The sequence below is a fragment of the Sporosarcina sp. P13 genome (genome assembly GCF_002743055.1).
GTDB lineage: Bacteria > Bacillota > Bacilli > Bacillales_A > Planococcaceae > Sporosarcina.
This window is the reverse complement of sequence record NZ_PDYM01000012.1, coordinates 51,468-74,811: the sequence shown is the minus strand read 5'-3', so window position 1 is coordinate 74,811 and position 23,344 is coordinate 51,468. Positions and strand designations below refer to the sequence as shown.

Here is a 23,344-nt window from a genome sequence, read left to right as displayed (position 1 = left end):
CGCTCATAGATGCCGGTCCCACGCTCATAGCCCCCGTCCCCGCGCTCATAGATGCCGGTCTCACGCTCATAGCCCCCGTCCCCGCGCTCATAGATCCTGGTCTTACGCTCATAGCCCTCGTCCCCACGCTCATAAATCTACTCTCCAAATTCAAAACCTTTCCACTATAGGATTCCTAACCTATGATAAGATAAGTGGAGTATAAATAATGGAAGGAGGGGAATTAGATGTCCAGACGGCAAGATTATTCATACTACACAAAATCCAAAGAGGCACAGCAACAACTGTACAAGCGTTCCTTACTTGTTGTCATTATATCTCAAATATTTAGTGGTGCGGGTCTCGCAGCGGGCATTACAGTCGGTGCATTACTTATACAAGACATGACAGGAAATGAAAGTTTGGCTGGAATGCCGATTGCGCTATCCACATTCGGTTCAGCTTTTTCCGCGTATCTTGTCGGTAGATTATCACAACGTTATGGTCGCAGATTTGGCCTTGGAGCAGGTTTTATTACCGGTGGAATGGGTGCATTTGGAGTTATTATTGCTGCATTTATAGGAAATTTACCGTTATTATTCATTTTCCTATTCATATACGGTGCTGGTACATCTTCCAATATGCAAGCTCGCTATGCTGGAACAGATTTAGCCAATGAAAAACAACGAGCCACAGCCGTGAGCATCGCGTTAGTCTCGACGACAGTGGGCGCGGTGGCGGGACCGAATCTGGTCTTGCCGATGGGACATGTGGCGGATTTTATTGGTATTCCTTCGTTGACCGGCGTATTTTTGCTTGCTGGAGTGGCTTATGTGTTATCGGGTTTGACGTTCCTCTTGTTCTTAAATCCAGATCCACTCATGGTTGCACGTGAAATCGAGCTAGTAAAGCGTAGGGATAGAAATGATGCGGAAGATGGTGAAATTGTACATCATCACAAAGCAAATAAAATGGGCATTTGGGTGGGCGGCATTGTACTCGTATTATCTCATGGTGTCATGGTTGCCATCATGACGATGACGCCTGTCCATATGCAACATCATGGCGCAGCGATATCAGGTATCGGTTTAGTAATCGGACTGCATATCGCAGGTATGTTCTTACCGTCCATTTTTACAGGCGTATTAGTAGACCGAATTGGACGACCGGTGATGGTCATCGCATCAGGCGTAACACTTGCTATATCCGGTACTCTTGCCGCCTATGTAGCAGGTGGATCTGTGTTTTGGATGTCCATTTCACTAATCCTACTCGGAGTAGGTTGGAATTTTGGATTGATTAGCGGAACTGCAATTGTCATTGATTCGACAGACGTGCTGACACGTGCAAAGATTCAGGGGAGTATCGATGTATTCGTTGCGCTGGCAGGGACAGTAGGGGGATTGGCATCTGGAATCGTCGTTGCGTATTCAGGCTTCTCCATGCTGAGCTTCCTTGGTACATATATATCACTTCTACTCATACCCTTGATTATTTGGATGCGCTACAAACAAAAGAAGTCTTCTGTGCAAACAGTGTAAATTCTTTGCGAATGCAATCGATTATTTCCGGGGAAATAATACAGACTTTCTTAGAAAATGACAGGGAGGGTGAACTCCGATTACTTTTCTAGCGAAAGATTTCTATGTATGATAAATAGAATGACACAGAAAGTAGGGAATCGCATGTTCACTTCTATTGAATATTCAAACAATCCACAAGAAAAATATACACAGCTTGTGGCACAGTTAGATGCGTTACTAACTGGTGAAACGAATATCTATGCTAACTTAAGCAATGCTTCGGCTGTACTGAATCAATTTTTTGACCGCATTAATTGGGTCGGCTTTTACTTAATGGACGGTGATGAGTTAGTGCTCGGACCCTTCCAAGGCTTACCGGCATGCATTCGAATCCCACTTGGCAGGGGAGTCTGCGGAACAGTCGCCAAGACAAAAGAAGCGCTAGTCGTACCGGACGTCAATGCATTTCCTGGCCACATCGCCTGTGATGCCGCATCCTGTTCCGAAGTCGTCGTCCCACTCTTGAAAGACGGAGAAGTGTTTGGTGTACTCGACATCGATAGTCCTGAACTGAATCGTTTCAATGAAGAAGATTTAGAGGGATTGATGCAAGTAGTGGAAGTACTTATGAAGCATATCTAATAGTAAAGCACGCCGGAGAAATACTCCAGCGTGCTTTTTACATACCTATAATCCACGTAATAAAAATTATTACGATGGCTAATGGTGCAAAGTAGCGCACGATTAGTTTCCATAACGAGTGAAGCGCGGGATTCAATCGTAATTCTTCTGCGGTATCGTCCTTTGTCAGTACAAAACCAGCAAATAATGAAACCGCAAGCGCCCCTAAAGGCATGGCAATTCTACTTGTTAGGATATCGGCGAAGTCAAATATCGTATTGCCGAAAATCTGCACGTCCGATAGTACACCAAACGACAAAGCGCTTGGAATCCCAACTAAAAAGATCAACCCACCAAATACCCATGCGGCACGTTTTCTTCTATTATGCTTTTTGCGAATTCCCGTGGATACAACGATTTCTAGCATCGCAATTGCTGAAGTTAATGTAGCAAATAACATCAGGAAGAAGAAAATGATTAAAAATACCCCTCCAAACGGAATTTCATTGAAAATCGCTGGTAAGATAACGAAAATCAATCCAGGTCCTGCTTCTGGTGAGTGTCCGAGCGCGAACACTGCAGGGAAGATAACAAGTCCAGCTAAAATGGAAATCCCGATATTCAGTATGGACACATTAAATGCCGATTGACCGAGCTTCTCCTCTTTTGATAAGTAAGAAGCGTACGTCATCATCGCGGTCACACCGACACTTAACGAGAAGAAGGCTTGTCCTAATGCAATCAGAAATGTAGTTCCGTTAAAATAACTCCAATCTGGAACGAATAAGAAACGGACACCTTCCATCGCGCCATCCAAAGTCAATGAACGAATCGCCAAAACGATGAATGACAGGAATAATAACGGCATAATCCAGCGACTGGCCCGTTCAATCCCTCCGCGAATTCCGCTTTGTACGATAAATATCGTTAATGCCATGAAGAGGGCCTGCGCTAATAAGACTTCCCATGGATTAGCAATTGTCGTATTAAACAATTCTCCGTAATCCAGTCCACCCAATTTAAACGAAAAAGCTCTAGCTAAATAAGATAAAATCCATCCCCCAACGACACTGTAGAAAGACAAAATGATGAAAGAAGAAGCTAATCCCATCCAACCGACCCAACCCCAACTACGTCCAGTCGATAAGTTCTTTAAAGAAGTCACCGCATCCGCATGTCCTCTTCGTCCAATAACGAACTCAGCTAATAAAATCGGCAAGCCAATTAATAACGTACAAATGATAAATAACAGCACAAACACGCTGCCACCGTTTGTTCCGGCCATATAAGGGAACTTCCAGATTGCACCTAACCCGATTGCACTGCCGGCTGCTGCTAATACAAAACCAATCTTGGATGTCCATTGTTCACGCTGTTTCATATGAATCCTCGTTTCCTCTAGCTAAATAATAAATTCACTAAATCCTATCATAATTTTGAGAAAAAAGCGATGACTACCAGGTTTACAGACAGTTTAGAAAAGTCAGTTGTCTCAAAAGTACCCTGGTGTAATATTGCACTAATAGAGTTGAAATGTAACTAAGAGGCGACAGTACGAATCAGCAAGAATTGACTGGTTTACTATCCCTTAAGCCTCGCGATATGTAATTAGAAAGAGGATACTCTTAGCAGAAGATGGTGGATGTGCTTGGATTTTCGAGAAAGACCTTGATTCAGATTGAACAAGGTGGAATACAGGCTGGTGGTCCGTCTGATGCAAAAAATGTGGCAAAACAAAATTAAAAAACGGCATGCCCCGTATATCCTAGGCATGCCGTTCTCGTTATTTCTTCAAGTTATGTTTTTTTCCTTTTTGATCCGTAACAACTAACTGCGTAGCCGTAACTTCCATATCCTTCGCTAGAACATTGGAAAGCTTGCTAGTCTTTTTATCAAGCAAGTTGTACTTGAAGACACCTGTTTTGTTGAAATAATACATCGCTGAGTGATCGTACAATATTGATTTATTATTGTGGCTTACTTGGACATTCTTTGAAGTTAATTCAACTTCATCGAAAATAACACGCGCATCAAAGCCAAGTTCTTTTTTCTTACCTTTTCCATCCATCGTAATTGAATACAATACGAGTGGATCATCTATCGGGTTCTCTGGATTGAATTTAGCATCGAAAACGCGTTCTTTATTCTTTTCCATCGTATAGAAGATTCGGTCGTTCCAAATAAACATATTGCGGAACTTTTGTTCAATTGGGATACTGCCAATCGTGTAGCTCCAGCTATTGGTATTGATTTTTGTCAGTCCGTAACCTGAAGGCATCTTGTTCTTTTCGTTAATCAGGTTCCAGTAAGGAATGAATATATCATCATTATAAATAATCAATTGGTAACCAGTCATCAAGAGCACTCGGTTTGTACCATTATCCGGCATAGTCGCACTGTCTAAAATAGCTGCTTGTGTACCTGCTTTTAGATTTGTCTTGAATAGCTTAGTAGAAGTCCTGTCTTTGCTGACCGTGTATGAAAAACCGTTCTGTTCAACAGTTTTCCCTTTTTGACTGACATATGAGTGGTAGTTACCGAGTTTCATAGAGTTGTCGAGTGCGCGGACAAGAAACGCTGAGAACTGTGCGCGTGTAACGGAATTTGATGGCATAAACCTACCGTCCGAACCACCTGTGATCCCTTTTTTTGCAATCCCGTTAACATCCCCAAAAGCCCAGTGCGCTTCTGTCATATCTACAAACGTCGCTTGCTTGTCAAAAGGTAAATTAAATGAACGGCGCAAGATTGCAGCCATTTGTGCACGAGAAGTGGCTTCGCCGGGACGTATAAACCCATTGTCCCCACGCAAAATTTCTTTTTGATTCACCGTCGCTAGAACCTGATAGTACGGAGAATTTTTTGACACGTCCTTGAACGTAACGGTTGGATTTTTCACCAGTGGAATATTTAGTGCTTTAATGAGCATAGCAGAAGCTTGTGCTCGTGTGATTGGCTGATTCGGATTAAACGTGCCGTCCGGATAGCCACCAATAATTTTGCGGTCAGATAAATACTTAATTTCTTTCTTTGCCCAATGCGTATCAACATCGGAAAAAGAAGTGGCAGCTTGTACTTGAAATGGCGTGGCTACTAATATGAGTAAAGCAATCAATGCTCCAACTAGTATGTTTTTCAAAATAATATCCCCCTTATTTTGGTATCTAGTACAGTATACAACATAAATTGGAAATGAATAGGGATTAACTCATGAAAAATTCCGACAAAAAACGTTCTTTTGTCGGAATTTCAAATTACTTAGGTCCAATCTCATACGTTTTTACAACATCGATACAACCGATTACGGATTGCAACATGGAACAATTTTTCTCGGTTAGCTCCATGATTCTTGGCATCTTCTCTTCCTTAATAGCGGATCCGATGACTGTGAAATGAAGATGGATTTTCATGAGACGACTTGCATCATCTTGAGAACGTACAATTTCTTTCACTTCAACTGCGATATCGTCCGCGGGCATACGCATTTTATCGAGAACTTTGCGCATTACGCCACCACCGCAAGCTGCGATGGATGCAACCATTAATTGATAGGGACGAAATCCCTTTTCTTCATTGGATGAAATATGTAGTGTACCAAATTCTGTTTCGGTGTCAAAACCATTTTCCGTCATGTGAAATTTCATGTAATCATCTCCTTATGCAGTTAGTATACGTTGTTTGAGCTAGAAAACCAAAGAACGCAAACTGTGCTTATATGTTTAATTTCGTCAATTTGTGACAGACTATATCGTAGACAGAAAGGAGTGTTTTCACTTGAGTGAAAAAAAAGAGCCACATAAAACACTAACAGATAAAAATAATGGTCTTTCATCCGCGCAAGAAGTTTTATACGCTAAGGATTTTAAGAAGGCAGATCAAGCAGCGGAGAAAGATCATAATCAAAAATCGCATAACTAAATTTCATCGGAAGCCCTGCAGATCTAGTCCATCTGTTGGGCCTTTTTTTCCTGAAGATTACATTACGAATCTGTCGTACCCGATGTATAATAAGTAGGAAACCATCGACAGAGAGAATGAGTGGAAATGAAAATTAAAGAAATAGGTTGGAAGAAGGTAGTACTTCTCTTAGTGGTTCTCTTCCTCACATTTCAAATAGTGGGAAGTTTCTTTTTCTATAACTTGGCTATTAAACGAGGACCGAAGGACTTTCTAACGGGGAATGCAGATTTAAAAGTATCAGCTAAGACGATGGACGTATTTTTGAACGGCGATTGGCTAGATTGGGTTGATACGCAAGATTTTGAGGAAATGGACATGACATCAAGAGACGGCTTGGAATTGAAGGGCTTCTACTTACCAGCGAAACAGTCAACCGATAGATTAGTCATTTTAACTCACGGTTATTTAGGTCATGCCAAACAAATGGGGCTGTATGGTCAATACTATAATGAGGAACTTGGATTCGATATTTTCATGCCAAATGCCAGGGGACATAGTAAAAGTGGGGGCGAGTACTATGGCTTCGGTTGGCCCGACCGCTTAGACTTGATCGATTGGACAAAACAACTGACAGAGAAACTTGGTCCGGAAACAGAAGTGGTTTATCACGGCTTATCCATGGGTGCAGCCACGGTCTTAATGGCAAGTGGTGAACAGTTGCCAGAGCAAGTGAAAGCTATTATTGCGGATAGTCCATACCAATCTGTCTATCAGCTGTTTGCCTATCAAATGAATAGAATGTTTCATTTGCCAGCCTTTCCGTTACTCGATACGATGAGTGTACTGACGAAAGCACGGGCAGGTTATTACCTAAAGGAAGCAGATGCATTGAACGCAGTAAAGCATGCGACTGTACCAATCCTTTATATTCACGGCAAGGCGGATACGTTTGTGCCGACGGATATGACACGTGAACTGTATGAAGTAACGAAAAGTGATGCGGAACTGTATTTGGTAGACGATGCGAATCATGGGGAAGCGTTTGTGATTGATGAGGCTGGTTACAAAAGCAATGTGTATAAGTTTCTTACTTCTCACTTGTCCCCGCTTGCAATCAGTCCTATACTTATTCTACAAAGTCGAGGAAGTGACACTCCCTCAGAGTAAGGTTGTGGTGCATTGGTAAAGGCGACAGTAGAACAACTATGTAAACAACATACTGACCTGACAGATCAAGATATACAGATATTGCAGGAAATGGCATTTAGTTTGCAGACCTATGCAGACCTATCGGGTTCATATATGTTTATCGATTGTAAATTAAAACCGAGTAACCAAGCGATTGTTGTGGCAGAAGCATTCCCTAGCGGTCGAACACCGCTGTATGATAATTCTGTAGTAGGGAAGATTGTCTTCGAATCGTTTGAACCGGGAGTTTTTTATTCTTACAGAAACGGAAAGAAATCGATTATTCGGCAGGCTATGACGCAAGAAGGCAAAGTAGTGGATCAGACCGTCGTGCCGATTAAGAATACATGCCATCAAGTGATTGGCGTGTTGATCCAAGAGAAAGAAGTCACGCCTTCACTACCCGATGATCATGTGAAAAAGTTCTCAGTGATCCCAGGGACGGCGGAAGATCGGATGATGAATTCTGGTCTAGGTGTAGTTTCGAATTTATTGATGGAAATGCTTATTTTGACCGATTCTAGTGATCGTTTAGTGTATGCCAACCCCTCAGGTTTGAAACTAATTTCCGAAATGAGCGGTCATGAAGAAGTGCTTAATCAGAATTTGCTAGACATGTTACCTTTTTTGCGGCCGGTGTACGAGCAGCAAGATGATGTATTTGTTTTTGAACTAACGATTCAACGCAAGAACTTAATAGTTAAAAAGATAAAAATGCGTGAAAAAAATAAACCTCAAGAAACATTGCTTATTATCCAGGATATTACCGAACTCCGTACAAAAGAAAAAGAGTTGATGATGAAGTCAGTCGTCATTAAAGAAATCCATCATCGGGTAAAAAATAATTTACAAACGGTTGCGAGCTTGATAAGATTGCAAATGCGTAATGGCTTACCAATAGAAAGTCGTGCTTCATTTGAAGAAACGTTAAATCGAATCTACAGTATATCTTCCGTGTATGAAATTATTCTCACAAAGGGACATGCAGACGACGATGATGTTAATATTATAAATCTAACAAGGAAAATCTGCTCAACCATGGTATTGAATGAATATAATCTAAAAGTAGACTTGATTATTGAGCCGAATGGCAATAAAATAATAACAACATCTGGGAAAGCGGTTTCAATCGCACTAATTATCAACGAGCTCATACAAAACGCCTTGAAACATGCATTTCAGGGCAAAGAAGAAGGGGTTATTGATGTAGAATTTACCGTGGAAAATGATTTTGTAGAACTTCACGTTTCCGACAACGGCGTTGGAATGAAGGATCCGAAAACTTCATTAGGCACAGAAATTATCCACAATTTGGTGATCAATGACTTGAATGGTGAATTTTTATACGTGCCTAGGGAGATTGGGACTCATGCAGTAATTATTTTTCCGGTAGGTGCGGAGGTGGAAATCTTTGATGAGAAAACGGATCATTATAGTGGAAGATGAATCGATTATTCGCATGGACTTGAAAATGACTTTGCAAGACCACGGCTACGAAGTGGTTGGGGAGGCGGGGGATGGAGAAAAAGCCATTGAACTGGCTTTCCTGCATAAACCGGATTTGATTTTGATGGATATTAAGATGCCGAAGATGAACGGGTTGAAAGCTAGCCGAATCATTGGAGAACAACTAGATATACCGATTCTGATTCTCACAGCCTACAGTCAGAAGGAATTCGTGGAAAAGGCGCAGCAAGACAATGTGGTTGGCTATTTAGTCAAACCTATTTCAGAATCCAATTTAATACCTGCTGTTGAAGTGGCGCTTCATCAAGCCGATAAAACAAAGCGGCTAAAAGAAAGTATCCGGCAAGCGAAGCAGGAAGTGGAAAAACGTAAAGTTATAGAACGGGCAAAAGGTATCTTGATGAACGTGGAGCATTTAACTGAGCAACAAGCGTTCAAACAGATGCGTGATGCCAGTATGTCACGGCAAATGACGATGGAGTCGATTGCTATGGAAATTATCGACTCGTACAAGTAAATAGATCTAAGCAAAGACGCTTAAAGAGTTACATTCTTTAAGCGTCTTTTTGTCTTTTTTTCTATAAACCGCGAATGTAGCCAGCAAAAAAGTAGTAGATTGTTGGTTAGGTTCCAGCAAACAGCAACACAATATGACAGTAAGAGGAGGAAATTTAAATGGAAATGATCGGTACGGTAATTGTTTATATTATTATGGCCTGTGCGATTGCAGGGGCATTTGCATCTATAAAAAATCCCGAAGAAGGACTAGGTAAAGAATTCATGTCGGGTATACACGCAGTAGGACATATTTTCGTACCAGCAGCAGGGATCATGGCATCCATTCCCTACTTAACATGGTTTATCAGCAAATTTATCGGACCTATTTTTGACTCGATCGGAGCGGATCCAGCAATTGCCGCGACAACAATCCTAGCTTCAGATATGGGTGGTTATCAGTTAGCGGAAGCATTGAAAGTAACAAATGAAGGCTGGATTATGGCATTAATTGTCGGCTTCATGTCTGGTGCAACAATTGTCTTCTCCATTCCGATGGGACTTGCGATGCTGGACAAGCGGGATCATAAGTATATGGCGTTAGGTATCATGTCTGGTGTACTGACGATTCCAATCGGTGCATTTATCGCATCCGTTTTAGTGGTTTTATTCAATACAGATATACGTGACGTAATCAGCACGACCGCTACATCCAATTACGAATTTGCGATTGGTTATTTACAAATTTTTATTAATTTATTGCCATTAGTAATCTTTGTTGTATTGATTGCTGTTGGATTAAAGTTCTTCCCGCGTATTATGATTAATGGATTTATGCTCTTTGGTCGCGTAATGGATGCGGCGATTAAACTTGTGTTAGTATTCTCTATCGTAGAAATCTTTACAGGGATTTTCACTAAAATCTTTGGTGTTTGGGGCTTTGACCCGATCATGGCAGATAAAGCTGACCAGTTCCGAGCGCTTGAAACGGCTGGATATATTGGGATTATGCTAGCAGGAGCTTTCCCGATGATTTACTTAATCCGAAAGTATATGGGTAGACCGTTGGAAGCTGCTGGACAAAAAATTGGTCTATCACCTGAAGGTAGCGCAGGTTTACTGGCAACTGTTGCGAATATCTTGGCGATGTTCTCGTTGGTACGCTACATGAGACCGAAAGATAAAGTCATCAATATTGCGTTTGCGGTCTGTGCGGCCTTCTTACTAGGCGACCACTTATCATTCACAGCGAATTTCCAACCCAATATTATTTTACCGGTCATTCTCGGCAAATTGAGTGCTGGAATCATCGCAATTATCATCGCATACAAGCTATCTGTTCCAACGGCACTGAAATTAGAAAAGAAAGACCGTGAAGCAGGAATTATTCGTGCAGGTGAGTATGAAGAATCTGCAAAGGAAACGTCTGTTACAAAAGCGTAAAAACAAAAACGGTAGGGAGTGTGGAAAATGAGTGAAGAAAAGAAACGGTTTATACAGGAATTTGTTCCAGGAAAACAGCTTACACTTAGTCATTTGATTGCTAATCCCGATTCAGATATGTTTCAGAAATTAGGAATACAGGAAGCGGGTGCCTTAGGAATCCTTACTTGTACCCCAAGTGAAACGGTTATTATCGCGGGAGATCTAGCGACGAAAGCAGCGAACGTCCGCATCGGATTCCTTGATCGATTTACAGGAAGTCTAGTAATTGTCGGTAGCGTCTCAGAAGTCGAGATGGCGATGCTGGAAATCAATCGGTTTTTGTCTGAAAAATTGGGTTACACACCTGCACCCATAACGAAATCATAAGGAGCGATGACGATGCGAAACAAGGCGATGCTGATCGGTGCAGTACGGGCCGGGAAATCCACATTGACAAATGCTTTATTGGGCCGAAAGGTAGAAGCTTTCAAAACGCAAACGCTCCATTATTATGATTGGATCGTCGATACTCCCGGCGAATACACAGAAAACCCGATGTTCTATAAAAATATTATGGCAACTGCGCTGGAGGTGACACATGTGTTGTACATACAAGACGCTACAAGTGAAAAACTCATCTTTCCACCAGGCTTTAGTATGGGAATTCCGAAGTTACCGATCGGTGTCATCACTAAATGTGACTTAGAAGAAGCAGACACCGACCGAGCGCTTGGCATGCTCAAGGCCGTTATGAACGAAGGTCCCATCGTGATGATCTCTTCAGTAACCGGCATGGGAATCGATCATCTTAGGGAACTAACAAAGATGAACGACTTAGGGGCCATGCGACAATACGTAGAAACAACCGCCGACAAACACTTGTTATTTCTGGGCTAATTTTCTTTACAGTCCGTAATGAATTTGATATAGTGGATTTCATACAAGTGAATAAAAACGGCAAAGACGCCTTTACATCCTGTGGACATTTCCATGGGTTTGTAAAGGCGTTTTTTTTATGTCTACTAGCGGAAATTACTGGTTAGGATCAGCTGCGCATGGCTAGAATAGATAGGGACCGCGCAAAACACGTGTGGCACCGCGCCAAAGTAAGAAGAAGCGCCCCAAATATGTAGAAAACCGCGCCAAAACTATAACAGACCGATCCAAACACACAAAATACCGATCCAAACAAACAAAACACCGCGCCAAACAACCCAAGTAGCTGGCGTCCAAAGTAGAAACTGCTATAGGTAATCAGAAAGGGGTGTGGAAGTGAACAATTTCAATAAGCGCGAAACAATCATTAGTGCGGGCATTGATATTGGCACAAGCACGACAAAACTGATTATTAGCCAATTTTCTTTGCGGAACGTTGCAGGGGCAACGCATGTACCAAGAATTGAAATCACAGATAAAGAAGTTCTATACAAAAGCCCGGTTTTTCGCACGCCATTGCAGGATGCAGTGACGATCAATGTAGCTGGCGTTCAACAAATTATCCGCTCCGAATATGCCAAAGCGGGAATCCAACCTTCTCAAATCGAAACAGGAGCTGTCATAATTACGGGTGAAACTGCTACCAAGCGAAATGCCAGTGAGATGTTGCATCAGCTGTCCGATGAAGCAGGTGATTTTCTCGTAGCAACGGCAGGTCCAGATCTGGAAGGTATTATTGCTGCAAAAGGTTCGGGTAGCTATGAATCTTCGGGGAAAAGTGGTCGTGTCATAGCTAATATTGATATAGGTGGTGGCACAGCGAATATTGCTGTGTTCAAGGATAAACAATTACTTGGTACATGCACGATGCATATCGGTGGTCGATTGATCGAATTTGAAAATGGGGTTATTCGTACCATCTCGCCGCCAGTCGAACGATTGCTGCGAGATCAAGGGTATACATTGCAAGTGGGTGATCCGCAAAGTGCGAAAGCCGTTTCATTCGTAACAACCTATATGGCGGAAGCAATGGCACGTATCTTGAAAAAAGAGATCCATGCGCAAGATCACATACTCTTACTAGGACATGAACCGAATTGGACGCAAGCTGTCGATACAATCGTCTTTTCAGGTGGTATTTCTGAATGCATGTATCATCACGCATCTGATGAAATTCAAGAAGCGCAATATGACGATATCGGTATTCAGCTAGCGGAAGCCTTGCTACATAACGCATCACTGAAACATTTTACTTGGCAAGAGCCAGTGGAAACCGTGCGTGCAACCGTGTTAGGTGCAGGAACGCAGACGACTGAAATAAGCGGAGCCACGATTCAAGTTGCGCCACATGAATTGCCGTTGAAAAACATTCCGATTCACCAATATGACTTTGAAGAGGATCTAGCAACAGGGTTATCCCATTTTGAAGATGCCGTGCAACAAGCAGTCACTTTATATGACTCTGCTAAAGAAGGTCAAAACTTCGCGCTTTACCTATCCAATCTGCCTTATCTAGGATTTCGCGATGTGCAACAGTTAGCTAAAGCAATTGTTCAAATCATGAATCAACGGCCGCACCCTGAACAGCCAATTATCTTAGTTATCCAATCAGACCATGCCAAAGTAATTGGCCAAACACTAGCGGCATTACAAGTAAAACAAAGCATTATTTGCATAGATCAAATCAATGTGGAAACAGGTGATTACATCGACATCGGTAAAGCACTCACTTCAGGTGTCGTACCGGTCGTAGTAAAAACGCTAACATTCCACACAACGTAAAGGAGGTCTCCGACGTGAATTTATCCACTACTTTAGGCGGCGAACGATATGTGTTCAATGACTTGAAAGAAGTACTTGCAAAAGCGAATGAAGAGAAATCTGGTGATCGCCTCGCGGGTATTGCGGCAGAAACCGTTCAAGAACGAATTGCTGCCAAAACAGTTGTCAGTGAGTTGCTCGTAAGTGACATCCGAAACAATCCGTTGATCCCGATTGAAAGCGATGAAGTCTCACTCATTATTGAAAATGATATTAACGAGAAGGTCTATGGCGAGATCCAGAACTGGAGTATCGCGGAACTACGCGAATACATCTTAAGCAATGAAGTGGGCGACCGTGAATTAAAACGACTCAGCCGTGGATTAACATCCGAAGTCATCGCAGCTGTAGCTAAGCTAATGTCCAATTTAGACTTAGTGCATGCAGCAAATAAAATTGAAATCTTATCAACATGTAATATTACAATCGGTCAAAAAGGGACGTTATCTTCCCGCTTGCAACCAAATCACCCGACAGACAATATTGATGGGATCATTACATCACTAAAAGAAGGTCTGTCTTACGGTATCGGTGACGCGGTCATTGGTATCAATCCGGTAGACGATTCAGTGGAAAGTGTAAAGCGTGTCCTACATGCAACGAAGGACTTCATCAATGAATGGGAAATACCTACGCAAAACTGTGTACTCGCGCACGTTACTACGCAGATGAAAGCGATCGAGCAAGGTGCACCCGCCGATATGATTTTCCAAAGTATAGCGGGAACGGAAAAAGCCCATCGTTCATTCGGGATTTCAGCCGAGTTAATCGCAGAAGCGAAAGATTTGTCGTTGAAGCAAGGGACAGGTACTGGTCCACAAACGTTGTATTTTGAAACAGGACAAGGGTCGGAATTGTCTGCCGAAGCGCATTACGGTGTGGATCAAGTGACGATGGAAGCTCGTAACTATGGCTTTGCACGACACTATGACCCGTATATCGTTAACACGGTAGTTGGGTTCATTGGACCTGAATATTTATACAATAGCAAACAAGTTATCCGTGCGGGTCTTGAAGATCATTTCATGGGCAAGATGCACTGCCTGCCAATGGGCGTCGATATTTGCTACACGAACCACATTAAAGCAGATCAAAACGACATCGAAGATTTAAGTATCTTACTAACAGCTGCAGGCGTGAATTTCATCATTGCGGCACCTATGGGTGATGACGTCATGCTGAACTACCAGTCCATGAGCTATCATGACGTGGCAACAGTTCTTCAGACAATGGGTAAAACACCTGCACCTGAATACTTACAATGGCTTGAAAAGATGGGGATTTACGAAAACGGCATGCTAAGCAAACGTGCCGGTGATCTCACCCTGTTCAATCGATAGGAGGTGGATGGACTTGAATGAAGAATTGATTCAGCAAATTACAAAAATGGTTGTAGAAAAACTAGAAGCTGCTAGTAGTGGTCAAACAGCACAGCAGACGACTAGCGAACAAAAAGTAAAGTTATTTTCACAGCAACCGGTTGGGCAGTTGGAAGTGGAAACACTGAAAAATTCACCTAGTGGAGCAGTGACATTCCATAGTATGACTGAAGAGCCACAACGCGCTATCGCAACGGTTAAACCAAAACCAACGACGGCATTTGGCAAACCGAAAGCAGAGCCTGAAGAAGACCGATTTGCGGAGTACCGCAAGAAGACACCTGCTCGAATAGGTGTTGGACGTGCAGGTTCACGCCCGAAAACGAAGACATGGTTGCAGTTCCGATTGGATCACGCGGCGGCAGTCGATGCAGTCTATGGTGAGGTACCAGACGATTTGCTTGATCAGTTAGGGTTATTCCAAGTGCAGTCCCAAGTAGCGGATAAGGAAGAATATATCCGACGCCCGGATCTTGGTAGAAAACTTTCTGATGAAGCAAAAGCGATCATTCAAGAACGTTGTAAAAAATCACCAGTCGTACAAATTGTGGCGTCAAATGGACTGAGTGCGAAAGCGATTGAAGAAAACTTAGAAGACGTTTATTTATCGCTTGAGCAATCGCTTAATAATATGAATATCGAAATGGGTACGACGTTTTATGTTGATAAAGGACGAGTCGCTGTGATGGATGATATTGGTGAGTTAATCCAACCAGATGTTGTCGTCATGTTGATTGGCGAACGCCCCGGTTTAGTTTCCGCGGAATCACTCAGTGCCTATATGTGCTACAAGCCCAGACATGGCACGATTGAAGCGGATCGTATGGTCATCTCCAATATCCATAAAGGCGGAATCCCACCTGTTGAGGCGGGTGCGTTCCTCGGTACAATTATCCAGAAGATCTTGAAATATGAGGCGAGTGGTGTATCCCTCATTCAAAAAGAAGGCTAAGGAAGGAGAAGGACGAATGAAAATCCATGCAGATATTTTATCGATGCAAGTCATTCCGAACGTTAGTCCAGAACTAGCTGAAAAGTTTCAACTGAAGCCTTATCAGCGAAGTTTAGGATTAGTGACGACGACTATTGATGATATTGGCTATACAGCGATTGATGCTGCGACAAAGCATACAGATGTGGAAGTCGTTTACGCCAAAAGTTTCTACGCTGGCGCAGCTCACTCATCAGGTCCGCTATCTGGCGAGTTCATCGGAATTATTGCTGGACCTTCTCCGGAAGAAGTAAAAAGTGGTCTTGATTCAATTCGGGTCACGGTAGAGCATGAAGCGTATTTTGAAGCAATTAACGGCAATACGGATCATGCACTTTATGCGCATACCATCTCTAGCTGTGGTAGTTATTTAGCTGAAATGGCTAACATACCGGTCGGGCAATCACTGGCCTATTTGATTGCACCACCACTCGAAGCTATTATCGGCCTAGACGCTGCCCTTAAAGCGGCAGACGTTACACTGTGTGAACTCTATGCGCCTCCTTCCGAAACAAACTTCGGCGGCGGCTTGCTGACAGGCAGTCAATCTTCTTGCCAAGCAGCGGCCGACGCATTTAGGGAAGCCATACAGAACATGGCAAACAATCCGTTAAGTTATTGAAATAGTAGTATTTAGAAAGGAGTGTTTTTACTTGGTTCAATTAGTGGATAAAGATTTATTGGCCTTGCAGCAAATGCGCTTGGCCGTTCAGACCGCAAAAGAAGCACAAGAAAAATTCATGAGCTATACACAGCAACAAGTCGATAAAATCGTCAAAGCAGTAGCTGACGCAGCCTTCGAACATTCCGGACGCCTTGCGCAACTGGCTGTAGAAGAAACGGGGATGGGAGTGGCTGCCCATAAGAAAATTAAGAACGAAGTCGGATCCCGTGATGTGTACGAAAGCATCAAAGACCTAAAAACGGTTGGTGTCATCAAAGAAGACCATTTAAATAAAGTCGTGGAAATTGCTGCTCCATTTGGTGTCGTTGCCGCAATTATTCCGACAACCAATCCAACGTCAACTGCATTCTTCAAAACGTTGATTTCATTGAAGACACGTAATGCAATCGTCGTTAGTCCTCACCCATACGCAGTGAAATGTACGCATGAAGCGCTCAAAGTCTGTGACGCGGCGGCGGTTGCGGCAGGTGCTCCTGAAGGTTTGATCCAGTGTTTGACATTGGCTTCAATGGAAGCAACGCAGCAATTGATGTCGCATAAAGATATTAACTTGATCGTTGCAACGGGTGGCGGTGCGTTAGTGAAAGCAGCGTATAGCTCTGGGAAACCGGCATACGGCGTAGGTCCTGGTAATGTACCAGTCTATATCGAACGTTCCGCAAAAATTGAAAAAGCGGTTAAAGATATCGTTGATAGCAAATCATTCGATTACGGTACGATCTGTGCAACGGAGCAAGCAATTGTTGTCGATAAGCACGTCGTTGATCTTGTCACTCGTGAGCTAAAGAAAAACGGTGCCTATATTTTATCGGATGAAGAGAAAAAGATTATGGAAGGTGTAATCTCACCAACTCCTGGTAAGGTGAACCCGAAAGTAGTCGGTAAGAGCCCGCAGTTCATTGCGGATCTAGCAGGTATTTCTTTACCGGAAGGCACGCGCTTGATCATCGGTATCGAAACGAAAATTGGTAAGGATATTCCGTTTTCATTGGAAAAACTATCACCAATTTTTGCTATGTATACTGTGGACGGTGTGAAGCATGCGAAGGAAGTATGCCTTGACTTGCTGAACCTTGGCGGACGCGGGCATAGCTTGGCACTTCATACGGAAATCGATGCAGTCGCTCGTGAATTCGCAATGGAAATGCCGGTATCTCGTATTTTGGTTAACACGATGTCTTCTGTTGGAGCCGTCGGAGGTACAACAGGCTTGATGCCATCATTGACATTAGGTTGCGGCACATTCGGCGGCAATATTACGTCCGATAATGTGACAGCGAAGCACTTGCTGAACATTAAGCGAATGGCATACGGTACGAAAGAAGTTCAATTACCGAAGCATTCAGAACCGGTAGCTAGCTCGAATGATCAGCTTGTATCTAGCGTGATGAACAATGTGTCAACATCAACAAATAGCAACATCGATCCAGCATTGGTACAGAACTTAGTCAGTGAAATTGTTAAGCAACTTACAAAATAAAACCCTATTAGGAGGAAACAATTATGAACAGAGAAGGTACAGCATTAGGAATGGTAGAAACAAAAGGTTTAATCGGTGCAATTGAAGCAGCAGACGCAATGGTCAAAGCAGCTAGCGTAAATTTAGTCGGTAAAGTACATGTCGGTGGCGGAATTGTAACAGTTATGGTGCGTGGCGATGTAGGCGCAGTAAAAGCGGCAACAGACGCAGGAGCAGCATCTGCACAACGTGTGGGTGAATTACTATCTGTTCACGTCATCCCAAGACCACATAATGAACTTGAAATGATCTTGCCAAAAAGCGAATAATCACTGCGGGCAAAGTAGAAAGGCGTGAACGAAATGAATCAGCAATTGATTGAGCAGATTGTCGGGGAAATTCTCGGGCAACTAGGGAAAAGTCCCGTTCAATTGCCGGAACGAGCGGTTCCTATTGCAGTTTCCGCTCGTCACGTACATTTACAGCCTGAACATGTGGAAGTATTGTTTGGCGCAGGGTATCAATTGACGCAACGGTCCGAGCTTTCACAGCCGGGCCAATTCGCCGCTAATGAAACGGTGATGATTGCAGGACCTAAAAGCAGTATTGAACGCGTACGTATTTTAGGACCTGTCCGAAAAGCGACCCAAGTTGAGGTTAGCTTTACGGATGCCATGAAGCTTGGCGTCAAGCCCCCACTTCGGGAATCCGGCAATATAGAAGGATCAGCACCGATTACATTGATCGGACCAAAAGGCAGTGTGCATATCGAACAAGGTTTGATCATCGCGCAGTCTCATATCCATATGCCTCCCTCAGATGCTGCGCGTTTTGGCGTGGAAGACGGAGAGTATATTACGGTAGATGCTGATGGAATCCGACCGATTTCATTCCGCAATGTGCGCATTCGGGTGAATGAACGTTATCGTCTTGAAATGCATATTGATACCGATGAAGCGAATGCAGGTTTCATTACACAGGGTACAATTGGTCGTTTAGTCAAAGCGAATGATGTAAAAGAAACGGGAGCTGTACAAACTATACCGGAAACGGTGAAAGTACCTAGTCCGGTAAATGTTTCGCAGTCATTTGAATTTACGAAAAAGCTTTTGTCTACTGAAGACTTAGCCGCGATTTCAGAAGATGAAATTGTTATTAATAAAGGAACAATTGTCACAGCACTTGCAAAAGATACTGCACGGGAACTCGGTAAAACGATAACCGTCAGAAAGTAGAAAAAGGTGATTACGCATGAGAATGGGCAGAGTAATCGGTAATGTGTGGGCAACTCGCAAAGAAGATGGGTTAGCTGGTCTGAAGCTATTAATCATCCAGCCGATTGATGCACACGGCAATAATATACAGACGCATATGGTCGCAGCGGATCGAATTGGTGCAGGAATTGGTGACGAGGTGCTCATTACGAGTGGTGGTTCTTCACGCTTCATTTTGCCGAAAGAAAACCCAATTCCTATCGATGCGGTCATAATCGGTATTATTGATTCAACAGAAGTGAAGAGAGGTGATATACATGAGTCAAGCAATCGGAATGATTGAAACAAAAGGATTGATTGGATCAATTGAAGCGGCGGATGCTATGGTGAAGGCATCAAACGTGGAATTGGTTTCACAGGAGATGGTTGATGGCGGAATCGTTACGGTCATCGTTCAAGGTGATGTAGGTGCGGTTCAAGCAGCAGTTGATGCAGGTCGCGATGCAGCAGCGCGTGTCGGTGAATTACTCGGTGCGCACGTAATCCCTCGTCCTGATGATTCAGTATATAGTATGATGAAGCCGGCAGCACCTGTTGTTCCTGAAGTAAAGAAACCGGCAGAACCTAAGGCGAAGGCACCAAAGAAAGACTGATTTAGTGAATGGTTGTATTAGTGATCCGCGCGAAAGTTATTGTGTACCGAGCAAAACCCATGCTGAAACGAGCGAAAGTCTGGTCGGACCGAACGAAACCGTCACCAGACCGAGCGTAACAGGCATCGAACCGAGCCTAAGCCACATAACACCGCGCCAAATACGATATCAAAACATCCAGTCTATATAGAAAGGAGTAGTTTTCATGGCTTTCAAACGACATAAGATTGCTGTTATTGGAGCAGGTCACACCGGATCTACGGTTGCATTGATGGCAGCGCAGAAAGAATTAGGCGACATCGTCTTAGTGGATATCCCGGACCTTTCCAATCCGACGAAAGGAAAAGCATTGGACCTTCTCCAAACGAGTCCTGTGCAGCAATTTAATTCTCGAATTACGGGTACAGCAAATTATGAGGATATAGAAGGCGCTGCGATGGTTATCATTACAGCAGGTGTTGCGCGTAAACCGGGCATGAGCCGTGATGATCTCGTTGCAACTAATGCGAAAATTATGCGCTCCGTTTCTGAACAAGTAAAACGCTATGCACCAGATAGTACGGTATTGATTTTAAGTAATCCCGTTGATGCGATGACGTATGTTTGCTATAAGACAACAGGCTTCCCGAAAAACCGTGTCATTGGTCAATCGGGAGTACTCGATACTGCACGTTTCAACACGTTCGTCTCGGAAGAACTGAATATTTCTATAGAGGACATTTCGGGCTTCGTACTAGGCGGCCATGGTGATGATATGGTTCCACTTGTACGCTATTCTTATGCTGGCGGCATTCCGTTGGATAAAATCATCCCAGCTGATCGACTAGAAGCAATTGTTGAGCGTACACGTAAAGGTGGCGGCGAAATTGTCTCACTACTAGGAAACGGTAGTGCTTATTACGCACCTGCTGCAGCACTAGTTGAGATGGCAGAAGCGATCATTAAAGACAAGAAACGGATCTTGCCGTCGATTGCTTATTTAGAAGGCGAATACGGTTATCAAAATATTTATTTAGGTGTTCCAACTGTTCTTGGGGGGAATGGCATCGAGAGTGTCATTGAACTACCGCTAACAGATGAAGAGCAAACAGCGCTTGATCAGTCAGCGGACTCTGTCAAAGCGGTAATTGAGATTTGTGAAAAGCAAATGTCCTAACAACTAATTATCTCTCTAAGTCGTGTACAGTACTTAGGGGGATGTTTTTTATAGTGAATAATTAGTGGGATTAAAAAGTTATTTACTTTTTTTTACGTGCGTGGTACAATAAAAAGAATTCATTGAATTATTAAACAGGTGCTTAGGATATGCAATCAAAAATCTGTGTAGAAAGCATTTTATCTTCCTTTTTAAATGTAAGCGCTACCAATTGGTCGGTGATTCATAAAAAGTGAAGAATAAGTTCTTTTATTCTCCGATTCGCATATACTATGCAAAATACAAAATCCGGGAGGGGTTTCTATGCAAAACAACTATCAAAACAATTCAGCACAAGCAGAGCAAAATGAGACATTCTATTTAATCACAGGATACTCAGAGAATGGCTTTATCCATGGTATTACATGGGAAGAAGCATATGCTAAAGGATTGGCGGATTGCGGCTGTCTATGCGAACAACAACTAATGTAAGTAATGAGGAAAGCTCGATACAGGGTGCCTAGCTAAAACAATTGTGGATGTGATCCCAATCGTTTTGTGCATAGGCACCCTGTTTTGTTGTGTCTTCAATAGCGAGTTAACAAACCCTACCACCCTCTTTGCGATTCATGATAAAATGAAACCAACTAAATGAATTAGTTTGCACGATACGTTGGTACCTATCAAGGTATAAAAGGGAATTCGTAAACCGGAGCTGTCCCCGCAACTGTACGCACGGACGACCGCCAGAATTAGCCACTATGGAGACATGGGAAGGCTTGGTGGAAGGATGAAGTGAAGCCAGGAGACCTGCCGCGTATCGTCAAAGCAACACTTTCTTCGGGGGTTGAGAGGTGGAGGCAAAAAGGTATCTAACATCTATGTGTATTGCATAGAGTTCATTAGAGTTGCCTAAATTTGTTTCCTCATTCACAACTATTGCAATCATTTTGCCGAGGAGGCGGAATGATTGTTTTTTTGTTGTTTAAGAAAGGAGACGGTGACATGAGAGTACTTGAACAGACAGATGAGCGAACACCTGAACGGACGTTATTGCAGATAGTATATCAACAAGCGGAACAACAGCGTGGAAGGCCGGTATATCAAGGGTTTCATCAAGTAGTACGTAAACTATTGCAGGATGGCTTATATGGGCAGTGGATTCATAGCTATTCAGCAAGTGAAATCAAGTGGCTGGAATTGCAGATAGTAGCGGAACGCGATCAACTATTATCTTTTACACAGCTTCGACAATATATAAATGAGTTTGTGACAGCAGATTATTATGACCAGCGTATTGGATTGCCGCAAGAAAGGCTGATGCTTATTGCGATGGCTGCACTGCAGAATGAAAACGAGCATCGTCTGCAAAAAGTAAAGGAAGCGTATTGGGCACTGAGCAATGGCTATATTACCTTACCGGCTGATGTTATGTCTTTCTTCGGTAAGACGTATCATCAACAGCAGTCTATAACACAACCTTATTCGATGGATTTGGTAGATAGTAGGATCCTGTCATTTTTATCGAGTAAGGTGAAAGAGAAACACATACTTGTCCCAGATAATTTTATGGAACAGGTAAGTGCATGTGGCTCTTGGCTCGTATTAGATAAGGAACATGTTCAACGAGTCTTGGGGTGCTCGCTTCCTAATGTCAATAGTGATACATTTCGTCAAGCGGTCGCGCACCCTTCCATTGCGCACAAAAAAGTTTCTGCCATTGGCCTGATGAAACAGCTGTTGGCTAGTAAAGGCGTTATAGTGCATTTCGGTGATCGATCAAAGCTTAGTAGTACGAGACTACACACGTATATTCAACTGCCGCAAGTAAAGAAGAGTACAGACTTGGCTCGGGTTTGTTCAATTTTCATACGTTTGCTGAACGGAATTATAAGTGAATGGGATTGTAGTTTGCAGGTTGAAGTTGCAGGATGGGAAACTGCAATCGTTAATCAGAACATCGGTTTACATTCACAGGCGGCACTTTACTATATTGAAGAAGTATCCAATGAAATAAACCGACATCTAGAGGCAGCATCTAGGCTGCATGGAATACAAATCCCTTTGCGCATAGCATCCGCTGGCAAAAGTCACTCAGCTTATCCAGCAACCAAACAACAGCAATCCACAATGATTGATCGAGCGACAGTAGAACAACGCCATACCGATCAAGGAGGCTCTATCACACTGGAGAAATCCTTTGTTATCGAAACCGCAGAACTGTTACAGCTGCTCATGAAAGCGTGGAGATGCGGAATACCTGAAGTTCGACTAATCTAAAGTTCATTTATGGAATGTAGAGCCTTCTTTTCGTCATGGGGTAAATATTGATGGTCCATGAAAAAAACAAACCATTTCTGTCAATCCTACGTCAAATACGTGGTAGGCTTAAACTATGCCATACCCCAAAGAGCGTTAGGAGGTTTTATCTTGAAGAGAATCATAAAAAGAATGAAAAATATAAAAGTTGTGC

24 protein-coding genes and 1 riboswitch are annotated in these 23,344 nt (G+C 43.0%); of the genes, 21 read left to right on the top strand and 3 right to left on the bottom strand.

The window, feature by feature from the left end; all coding sequences use genetic code 11:
* Window positions 1–227 precede the first annotated feature (227 nt).
* Together CSV79_RS07975 and CSV79_RS07970 are read left to right on the top strand one after the other, a co-directional pair.
* A complete protein-coding gene (locus tag CSV79_RS07975; RefSeq protein WP_099688514.1) occupies window positions 228–1,520 on the top strand; it encodes an MFS transporter in 1,293 nt (430 codons plus the stop codon).
* A 144-nt stretch (window positions 1,521–1,664) separates the two neighbouring features.
* On the top strand, window positions 1,665–2,144 hold the full coding sequence (locus CSV79_RS07970) for a GAF domain-containing protein (protein WP_099688513.1): 480 nt from the start codon (window positions 1,665–1,667) through the stop codon (window positions 2,142–2,144).
* 37 nt (window positions 2,145–2,181) lie between these two features.
* Here CSV79_RS07970 and CSV79_RS07965 read toward each other — a convergent pair whose 3' ends face one another.
* The 3 genes from CSV79_RS07965 to CSV79_RS07955 all read right to left on the bottom strand — a co-directional run bounded on the left by CSV79_RS07965 (window position 2,182) and on the right by CSV79_RS07955 (window position 5,767).
* On the bottom strand, window positions 2,182–3,504 hold the full coding sequence (locus CSV79_RS07965) for a sodium-dependent transporter (protein WP_099688512.1): 1,323 nt from the start codon (window positions 3,502–3,504) through the stop codon (window positions 2,182–2,184).
* 402 nt (window positions 3,505–3,906) lie between these two features.
* Complete coding sequence (locus tag CSV79_RS07960; protein ID WP_099688511.1) at window positions 3,907–5,262, bottom strand: S-layer homology domain-containing protein; 1,356 nt, start codon at window positions 5,260–5,262, stop codon at window positions 3,907–3,909.
* Window positions 5,263–5,377: 115 nt separating this feature from the next.
* On the bottom strand, window positions 5,378–5,767 hold the full coding sequence (locus CSV79_RS07955) for an OsmC family protein (protein ID WP_099688510.1): 390 nt from the start codon (window positions 5,765–5,767) through the stop codon (window positions 5,378–5,380).
* 130 nt (window positions 5,768–5,897) lie between these two features.
* Here CSV79_RS07955 and CSV79_RS07950 point away from each other — a divergent pair, with 130 nt between their 5' ends.
* The 19 genes from CSV79_RS07950 to CSV79_RS07865 all read left to right on the top strand — a co-directional run bounded on the left by CSV79_RS07950 (window position 5,898) and on the right by CSV79_RS07865 (window position 23,151).
* Complete coding sequence (locus CSV79_RS07950; protein WP_099688509.1) at window positions 5,898–6,041, top strand: YfhE family protein; 144 nt, start codon at window positions 5,898–5,900, stop codon at window positions 6,039–6,041.
* 126 nt (window positions 6,042–6,167) lie between these two features.
* Window positions 6,168–7,190: an alpha/beta hydrolase gene (locus CSV79_RS07945; RefSeq protein WP_099688508.1), complete on the top strand. Its 1,023-nt coding sequence runs from the start codon at window positions 6,168–6,170 to the stop codon at window positions 7,188–7,190.
* A gap of 12 nt (window positions 7,191–7,202) precedes the next feature.
* Window positions 7,203–8,657 (top strand): PAS domain-containing sensor histidine kinase, encoded by a 1,455-nt coding sequence (locus CSV79_RS07940; RefSeq protein WP_099688507.1) that lies wholly within the window; start codon window positions 7,203–7,205, stop codon window positions 8,655–8,657.
* The gene (locus CSV79_RS07935) at window positions 8,626–9,195 is read left to right on the top strand and encodes an ANTAR domain-containing response regulator (RefSeq protein WP_099688506.1); all 570 of its coding nucleotides are present in this window, start codon (window positions 8,626–8,628) and stop codon (window positions 9,193–9,195) included. Before CSV79_RS07940 ends, CSV79_RS07935 begins: the two co-directional genes overlap by 32 nt.
* 158 nt (window positions 9,196–9,353) lie before the next feature.
* The gene (gene eutH, locus CSV79_RS07930; protein ID WP_099688505.1) at window positions 9,354–10,616 is read left to right on the top strand and encodes an ethanolamine utilization protein EutH; all 1,263 of its coding nucleotides are present in this window, start codon (window positions 9,354–9,356) and stop codon (window positions 10,614–10,616) included.
* Between the two features lie 27 nt (window positions 10,617–10,643).
* Window positions 10,644–10,985 carry an ethanolamine utilization microcompartment protein EutS gene (gene eutS / locus CSV79_RS07925; protein WP_099688504.1) on the top strand — a complete coding sequence of 114 codons (342 nt, stop codon included), beginning with the start codon at window positions 10,644–10,646 and terminating at the stop codon, window positions 10,983–10,985.
* A gap of 12 nt (window positions 10,986–10,997) precedes the next feature.
* On the top strand, window positions 10,998–11,495 hold the full coding sequence (locus tag CSV79_RS07920) for a EutP/PduV family microcompartment system protein (RefSeq protein ID WP_199171891.1): 498 nt from the start codon (window positions 10,998–11,000) through the stop codon (window positions 11,493–11,495).
* A 375-nt stretch (window positions 11,496–11,870) separates the two neighbouring features.
* Window positions 11,871–13,316, top strand: coding sequence for an ethanolamine ammonia-lyase reactivating factor EutA (locus tag CSV79_RS07915; protein ID WP_099688502.1), 1,446 nt, complete (start codon window positions 11,871–11,873; stop codon window positions 13,314–13,316).
* 14 nt (window positions 13,317–13,330) lie between these two features.
* Window positions 13,331–14,695: an ethanolamine ammonia-lyase subunit EutB gene (locus tag CSV79_RS07910; RefSeq protein WP_099688501.1), complete on the top strand. Its 1,365-nt coding sequence runs from the start codon at window positions 13,331–13,333 to the stop codon at window positions 14,693–14,695.
* A 7-nt stretch (window positions 14,696–14,702) separates the two neighbouring features.
* Window positions 14,703–15,686, top strand: coding sequence for an ethanolamine ammonia-lyase subunit EutC (gene eutC / locus CSV79_RS07905; protein ID WP_369824937.1), 984 nt, complete (start codon window positions 14,703–14,705; stop codon window positions 15,684–15,686).
* Window positions 15,687–15,702: 16 nt separating this feature from the next.
* Complete coding sequence (eutL, locus tag CSV79_RS07900; protein WP_233201401.1) at window positions 15,703–16,347, top strand: ethanolamine utilization microcompartment protein EutL; 645 nt, start codon at window positions 15,703–15,705, stop codon at window positions 16,345–16,347.
* Between the two features lie 73 nt (window positions 16,348–16,420).
* Window positions 16,421–17,890 (top strand): aldehyde dehydrogenase family protein, encoded by a 1,470-nt coding sequence (locus tag CSV79_RS07895; RefSeq protein WP_199171892.1) that lies wholly within the window; start codon window positions 16,421–16,423, stop codon window positions 17,888–17,890.
* 23 nt (window positions 17,891–17,913) lie between these two features.
* Window positions 17,914–18,198, top strand: coding sequence for a BMC domain-containing protein (locus CSV79_RS07890; RefSeq protein WP_099688497.1), 285 nt, complete (start codon window positions 17,914–17,916; stop codon window positions 18,196–18,198).
* Window positions 18,199–18,231: 33 nt separating this feature from the next.
* Window positions 18,232–19,104: a phosphate propanoyltransferase gene (gene pduL / locus CSV79_RS07885; protein WP_099688496.1), complete on the top strand. Its 873-nt coding sequence runs from the start codon at window positions 18,232–18,234 to the stop codon at window positions 19,102–19,104.
* A gap of 16 nt (window positions 19,105–19,120) precedes the next feature.
* Window positions 19,121–19,426, top strand: a complete 306-nt coding sequence (locus tag CSV79_RS07880; protein ID WP_099688495.1) for a EutN/CcmL family microcompartment protein — start codon at window positions 19,121–19,123, stop codon at window positions 19,424–19,426.
* Window positions 19,401–19,736, top strand: a complete 336-nt coding sequence (locus CSV79_RS07875; protein WP_099688494.1) for a BMC domain-containing protein — start codon at window positions 19,401–19,403, stop codon at window positions 19,734–19,736. Before CSV79_RS07880 ends, CSV79_RS07875 begins: the two co-directional genes overlap by 26 nt.
* A gap of 205 nt (window positions 19,737–19,941) precedes the next feature.
* Window positions 19,942–20,892: a malate dehydrogenase gene (gene mdh / locus CSV79_RS07870; RefSeq protein ID WP_099688493.1), complete on the top strand. Its 951-nt coding sequence runs from the start codon at window positions 19,942–19,944 to the stop codon at window positions 20,890–20,892.
* Between the two features lie 303 nt (window positions 20,893–21,195).
* Complete coding sequence (locus CSV79_RS16785) at window positions 21,196–21,363, top strand: hypothetical protein (RefSeq protein WP_158232494.1); 168 nt, start codon at window positions 21,196–21,198, stop codon at window positions 21,361–21,363.
* A 164-nt stretch (window positions 21,364–21,527) separates the two neighbouring features.
* A riboswitch (cobalamin riboswitch) is annotated at window positions 21,528–21,703 on the top strand.
* 173 nt (window positions 21,704–21,876) lie between these two features.
* Complete coding sequence (locus tag CSV79_RS07865) at window positions 21,877–23,151, top strand: ribonucleotide reductase N-terminal alpha domain-containing protein (RefSeq protein ID WP_143560548.1); 1,275 nt, start codon at window positions 21,877–21,879, stop codon at window positions 23,149–23,151.
* The last annotated feature ends 193 nt before the right edge of the window (window positions 23,152–23,344 follow it).